Annotated in this window: 10 protein-coding genes; all 10 read left to right on the forward strand. The window is 71.1% G+C overall.

Annotated elements, in window-relative coordinates; genetic code table 11:
* The first annotated feature begins 64 nt into the window (after positions 1 to 64).
* Positions 65 to 463, forward strand: a complete 399-nt coding sequence (locus tag AB0B97_RS32410) for a transcriptional regulator (protein ID WP_350856940.1) — start codon at positions 65 to 67, stop codon at positions 461 to 463.
* A gap of 90 nt (positions 464 to 553) precedes the next feature.
* Complete coding sequence (locus AB0B97_RS32415; protein ID WP_357499123.1) at positions 554 to 721, forward strand: hypothetical protein; 168 nt, start codon at positions 554 to 556, stop codon at positions 719 to 721.
* Entirely contained in the window at positions 721 to 2,367 is a 1,647-nt protein-coding gene (locus AB0B97_RS32420; RefSeq protein WP_357499125.1) for an FtsK/SpoIIIE domain-containing protein, read from the forward strand. The genes AB0B97_RS32415 and AB0B97_RS32420 overlap by 1 nt, the downstream gene beginning before the upstream one ends.
* Entirely contained in the window at positions 2,364 to 2,672 is a 309-nt protein-coding gene (locus AB0B97_RS32425) for a spread protein (RefSeq protein WP_357499127.1), read from the forward strand. The genes AB0B97_RS32420 and AB0B97_RS32425 overlap by 4 nt, the downstream gene beginning before the upstream one ends.
* 27 nt (positions 2,673 to 2,699) lie before the next feature.
* Complete coding sequence (locus AB0B97_RS32430; protein ID WP_210791587.1) at positions 2,700 to 2,888, forward strand: hypothetical protein; 189 nt, start codon at positions 2,700 to 2,702, stop codon at positions 2,886 to 2,888.
* The gene (locus AB0B97_RS32435; protein ID WP_357499130.1) at positions 2,885 to 3,151 is read left to right on the forward strand and encodes a hypothetical protein; all 267 of its coding nucleotides are present in this window, start codon (positions 2,885 to 2,887) and stop codon (positions 3,149 to 3,151) included. The genes AB0B97_RS32430 and AB0B97_RS32435 overlap by 4 nt, the downstream gene beginning before the upstream one ends.
* A complete protein-coding gene (locus AB0B97_RS32440; protein WP_357499132.1) occupies positions 3,136 to 3,750 on the forward strand; it encodes a hypothetical protein in 615 nt (204 codons plus the stop codon). The genes AB0B97_RS32435 and AB0B97_RS32440 overlap by 16 nt, the downstream gene beginning before the upstream one ends.
* The gene (locus AB0B97_RS32445) at positions 3,747 to 4,184 is read left to right on the forward strand and encodes a hypothetical protein (RefSeq protein WP_357499134.1); all 438 of its coding nucleotides are present in this window, start codon (positions 3,747 to 3,749) and stop codon (positions 4,182 to 4,184) included. The genes AB0B97_RS32440 and AB0B97_RS32445 overlap by 4 nt, the downstream gene beginning before the upstream one ends.
* Positions 4,185 to 4,189: 5 nt before the next feature.
* Positions 4,190 to 4,411 (forward strand): hypothetical protein, encoded by a 222-nt coding sequence (locus AB0B97_RS32450; protein ID WP_357499136.1) that lies wholly within the window; start codon positions 4,190 to 4,192, stop codon positions 4,409 to 4,411.
* On the forward strand, positions 4,408 to 6,097 hold a 1,690-nt coding region (locus tag AB0B97_RS32455; RefSeq protein ID WP_357499138.1), incomplete at its 3' end, for a replication initiator. The genes AB0B97_RS32450 and AB0B97_RS32455, both read left to right, overlap by 4 nt.

Here is a 6,097-nt window from a genome sequence, read left to right on the forward strand (position 1 = left end):
GTTAGGTTAGGCGCATCACAGAGACCGGAGCGCCGGTCAAGTCGCAGCAGCGAAGGAGATCGACATGGCCCTCAGGGGTGGTACTCGGTTCTCGGTTCCGTTCGAGGCGGTCTTTCCGCACGGCTGTGTGTTGGTGCCGGACTCGATCGCGGAGGCGCAGGACTTCGACGAGAAGACCCGGGCGCGGACGCCGAGCAAGGACAAGCTGACGGGTCAGCGGGTGTGGCAGTGCCGGGTGATGGACATGGACCCGGAGTTGGGTTCCCGCTCGCGTGAGGTGTCGATCAAGGTTCTGGCGGATGTGCAGCCGGTGCCGCCGGTGGGTCCGTTCCAGCCGGTGGAGTTCGAGAACCTGATGGTGACGCCGTACGTCGGCAGCAACGGCCGGCTGGCCTACTCCTACCGGGCCACGGCGCTGACGGCGCCGAAGACCTTGGCCGAGTCGCGCGGCAAGGCTGCTTGATCCAACTTCTGGCGCGGGGCGGTCCGCTTCCGACGGCCTGACCGCCCCGCTGCCCTCTCAACCCTCTTGGCCTGGAAGGGCAGGTTCATCATGCCAATTTCCTTGGACTGGACTCGCGGCGGTAGTGCCGGCGAGCCGGTCCCGTGTGTGCTCTGCGGGAAGCCGGCGATCTGCCGCAGCCCTGCGGGCAAGCCGGTGCACAAGACCTGCGCGGAGGCGTGGACCGAGCAGCACAGCAACCGTAAGGCGGTGGCGTGATGCGCGCCCCGCTGGTCAACTTCCGCCGCGTCCAGGTGGCTACCCCGTGGCCCCTGGTCTGGACGGTCACGATCGCATTCCTCCTGGTCCGCCTCGCTGTAGCGGTGGTGCGCCTCGGAATCTGGGCGCTGCGCCATTGGCGGGCCTGGCCGGGCGTCGCCCTGGTCCTGGTCGCCGTCGACGTTCACCAGTCCCACGGATGGTGGCCTCACCTCTCGGTCCTGCTCGTCCTCGCCGCTGCGGGCGGTGTGTGGTTCTGGCGTGGTCGGGACTCGTTCCATCGCCTGGTTGTCCTGCGTGCGGTCACGGTGTGGCGGCGGCTGTGGGTCTACCGGCGTCAGTGGCACGAGGCGATGACGCTGTGCGGGCTGGTGAAGAAGTACGACGGTGGCGAGAAGGTCCCCGATCTGCTCTCGGTGCGCTGCTCTTACGCCACGGATGAAGTGGTGCTGCGGATGCCTCGGGGGCAGAACCCGGAGGCGTATCACAAGGCGGCCCGTGATCTGGCGTACTCGTTCGGCACCCGGCACTGCCGCGTGTTCTCCGGCCGCCGGCAGGCCCCGCCCGTGCGCTCGGGTCGGCTGGCGTGGCTGCTGCGCCGCCTCGACGCAATCCGGTTCCGGGATCGGCCGCGGCATGTGTGGTTGGTGTTCATCCGCCGCGACCCGCTGACCCGCATCGTGGCGCCGCTGCCCGTGCCGGCCCGCCCGGACTTCACCGCCCTACCGCTCGGGCTGCGCGAAGACCTGGCCGTGTACTGCCTGCGACTCCTGGCGACGCATGTCCTGATCGGCGGGGCGACCCGGATGGGCAAGGGCTCGGTCATCTGGTCCCTGCTGCGGGCGCTCGCCGCGGGCATCCGGTCGGGCCTCGTGAGGGTGTGGGCGATCGACCCCAAGGGCGGAATGGAGCTGTCCATCGGTCGGCCGTTGTTCTCCCGTTACGTCGATGACGACTGGACCCGGATGGCGGACATGCTCGATGACGCCGTGACCCGGATGCGCGCCCGGCAACGGCTGCTGCGGGGCAAGGTGCGGGTCCACACGCCGACCGTCGATGAGCCGCTGATCGTCATCGTCATCGACGAGATCGCCGCCTTGCTCGCCTACCTGCCAGACAGCGACATCCGCAATCGGATCGCCCAGTCGCTGGGGCTGCTGCTGTCGCAGGGTGCCGGGCTCGGCGTCCTGGTCGTCGCCGCGACTCAGGACCCCCGCAAGGAAGTCGTCTCGGTCCGGGACCTGTTCCCGACCCGCATCGCCCTCGGACTCACCGAACGCGGCCACGTCGACCTCCTACTTGGCGACGGCGCCCGTGACCGGGGAGCACTCGCGGATCAGATCCCGCTGTCGGCCAAGGGCGTGGCCTACGTCCTGCTTGACGGCCAGCCGGAACCCGCTCGGGTCCGGTTCTCCTTCATCGCTGATGACGTGATCCGGGACATGGCCGCGACGTTCCCCGCCTCGCCCGAGATGGCGCCGGAACCGGTCGAGTCCCCGGCCCCGGTGAAGCCGGCCCGCTCCAACGGCAACGGGCGGCATACCTACCGGCCGACCCCACCCCGGCAGGCTGCGCCGCTGCTGCCGCCGTCGCTGCTCAACGCCCTGGACCTCAACACCACCCCGAACGGCGGTGACCCCCAATGACCACCGAGCTGCCCGCGGACGTCCCGGTGCGGATGCCCTACGCCGACGAACCCGACGAGCAGACCGAGCAGCAGCGTCGCTTCTACCGGCTGCGCGCCCCGCACGTCGACAAGGCCACGGTGCCGGTCACGGTACGGGTCACCCCCGACGCTGACCTGTACATCGCGGTGGGCTCTGGCCGGCGCCGCATGTACCTGACCCCGGCTGAGGCGTGGGCGCTGTGGCGCTGCCTCTCGGAAGCCGTGGCCTCAACCGGTGAGCCGCCGGAGTGGATCCGCGTGCACATCACCCCCACCCACCGCTGACCTTTTGCCCTGCTTGGAGCTTGCGTGATGCGTACCCGTCGACTCAACCGCCGGCCCATCCGCCGGACCTGCCTCGATCTCGCCCACACCGACCCCGACCAGCAGTGCCCCTACTGCGCCCCTGACACCCACGCCGACGCGATCCTCGCCGCCGCGCTCGCCCGGCACGCCGAGATCGCCGCCGACGACGCCGAAGCGTGGGGGTGGGCCGCATGAACCCGCAGCTGTGGTCCTGGCTCCTGATGGCCGTCGGCGTCACCGGCCTCTACCTCGCCGGTAAGCGCTCCTGGACCGGCTGGGCCGTCGGCCTCGCCGCCCAACTCCTCTGGCTGGCCTACTCCATCACCACCGAGCAGTGGGGCTTCCTCGTCTCCTGCTTCGCCTACGGCGCCATCTACATCCGCAACCTGCTCGCCTGGCTCCGCCCCACCCCGCCGATTGCGCCCGAGTCGGAGGTGACCGAATGCGCCGCGTCCTGAACGCCGATCGGCTGGAAGCCATCGCCCTGGTCCTCATCCTCCTGGCCGTGGGCGGAATGGCCGGCGCCGCCTCGTTCACCCACGTCAAGGACTGGACCATGCTCCACGCCCCCGCAGGCACCGGCGAATGGTTCGGCTGGTCCAACGCCGTCATCTCCGAACTGACCCCGGCCGCCGCACTGCTAGTCATCCGCCGACGCCGCCGAGCTGACGCCAACGCCTCCGTGCTCTACCCGCTGGCGATCCTGATCGCCGCCGTGGCGCTGTCCCTGGCCGCGCAGATCGCCGTCGCCAACGACAGCTTCTCGTCGCGGCTGCTGTCCTCGGTCCCAGCGCTGGCGTTCCTCGCCCTGTCCAAGCTCATCCTCAGCGGCAAGCCCACCGACCCGGCTCCGGCTCCGACCCGGTCCACGCCAGTCGCAGCAGAGGAACCGGCCGACATCGCCCCGGTCGACATGCCCGCCGATCCGACTCCGGCCACCGTGGCCCCGACCGCACCGATGCCCGCCCCGACGCCGGTGCTGCGCCCCGCGCTGGTGTCGTCGGTCGTCCAGTCGCCCCGCAACGGCCACGTCTTCACCTCGGAGGTGACCCGATGACCCGCACCCAGCTCGCCCGCGTCCAAACCCGCCGCCCCGCCGTCGTCGCCCGCCGGATCGTCGGCACCCCCGCCGAAGTCGCCGCGACCGTCGCCCTGGTCCGCGACTCCAACCGGCTGCTCTCCATGAGCGAGCCCCAACTGATCCCCGGGGACTCCCGGGTGACGGTCACGGTGCGGTTCCTCGACACCACCCGACCCACGCCCGCCCCGGCCCGCAGGGTCAACCGCGGTCGAGTCGCCGTCGCGGTCGCCGTCCCGACCGTGGGCGCCCTCGCCGCTGTCGGCTACCTCGCCGCGCAGCTCGCCCAGGCGATCCGGGCCGCGTTCCCGGCTATCGCGGGCGGCGTCCTGGTCCTGATCGTCATCGCCCTGCTACTGCGCCGCTCGGGCCGCTGCTGCCCCGGTCTGCACTGCCCCGGCTGCGGCCACTGACCGCCATGGCTAACGGCTGGCCCACCTACTGCGCCCGCTGCGGTGGGCCAGCCACCGCCCTGATCGAAGCCGGCCACCCCGGCACCGGCCGCTACCGCGCCGAAACCACCTGTCCCCGGCACACCGCCGCCGCCCACCGCTGGGCCAGCACCGCCGGCCCGACCCGCACCACCCCGATCGGTGACACCCAACCCGCCCTGTTCGACCTCCCGGAGGTGACCCGTTGACCGCCCCGACCCTGCCCGGCCTCGCCCCCGACGCCACCACCGAACCCACCCCCGCCCCGGCGACCGTTGCGCCGGCGAGCGGGTCCCGTGCTGCCCGACTCGCTCTGCCCATGTCCCGTCAGGTGCTCACCGAGATGGCCGCCGAGTACGGCGTGTGTCTACGTCCGGTCACTCTGCGGCGCACCGACCTGCACACCGGCCAAACCGAAGTCATCGACCTGCCCTGCGGCTCCACACGGGAAGACAAGTGCGAGCCGTGCGCCAAACGCGCTCGCCGGCTACGCCAGACGCAGATCCGGGAAGGTTGGCACCGCACCGACGAACCCGCCCCCGCACCCGACCCGGCCACCGATGCTCAGCGGGAGTTGATCCTGCTGCGCGCGCACCTGGAATTCGCCCGCGATGAGGCCCAACGCGCCGCGCAGTTCGACCAGGTACCCGGCATCGACCACGCCATCGCCGAGGTCGAGGAGGCCATCGCCGCCGAAGGGCTACGCGGGCAAGTCGCCCCACCCCACGACGATGACGACTCCGACGGCGTCCGGCGCAAGCGGTCCACCAAGCGTCGGCAGGACGCCCCGGACCTACCCCGAAAGAAGGTCGAACGCCGCACCGTTGGCCGGCTCTACACCGCTCCGGACGGCACCGAACACCGCCCGTCGATGTGGCTGTCGCTCACCCTCGACAGCTACGGCCGCGTTCGACCCGATGGGACGCCCGTCGACCCGGACACCTACGACTACCGGCGCGCTGCCTGGGATGCGGTGCACTTCGCCCGGCTCCTCGACCGGTTCTGGCAGAACCTGCGCCGCTGCGCTGGCTGGAACGTCCAGTACGCCGGGTGCGTCGAGCCCCAACGCCGCCTGGCGCCGCACGCTCACTTCGCCATCCGAGGAACCATTCCCCGGGCGATGCTGCGGCAGGTCGCCGCCGCCACCTACCACCAGGTGTGGTGGCCACCCGCCGACGAACTCGTTTACTCCCTCGACCGGCTGCCCCTCTGGAACAACGACCGCGGGGAGTGGGTCGACCCCGACACCGCCCAGCCGCTGCCGTCCTGGGCTGACGCCCTGGACCTGATCGACGCCGACCCCGACGCCGAACCCGTCCACGTCGTCCGCTTCGGGCGGCAGGTCCACGCCGAAGGGGTCACCCCCGGCACCGTGCACGCCGACCGCACCATCGGCTACATCACGAAGTACATCACCAAAAGCGCCGCCGACTGCCACAAGACCGACACCGACCGGCAGCGGGACCACCTCGACCGGCTCTGGCACCAACTCCGGGTGACGCCATGCAACGAACGGTGCGCCAATTGGCTGCTCTACGGCATCCAACCGAAGAAGGCACACGGACGGCTGCAAGCGGGACGCTGCAAAGGCAAGGTCCACCAACGTGCCACCCTCGGCATCGGCGGCCGACGCATCCTCGTCTCCCGCGACTGGTCCGGAAAAACCCTCGCCGACCACCGCGCCGACGCCCGCGCCTGGGTCCGCAACCTCCTCGGCATCACCACCGGCGCCGACGACTCCGATCCCGCTGGCTCCGACCAACCCGCCGCCTACGCCTGGGAGATGGCCCGCCCCGACGACCCGGACATCCCACCCCTGCAACACCGGCTCCTGCGCGCCCTGTCCCAACGGGCGCAGTGGAAGGCCGCGCTCCTGGCCGCGAGAGACCGCGCTG

Source organism: Micromonospora sp. NPDC049004 (assembly GCF_040649315.1).
Classification (GTDB): domain Bacteria; phylum Actinomycetota; class Actinomycetes; order Mycobacteriales; family Micromonosporaceae; genus Micromonospora.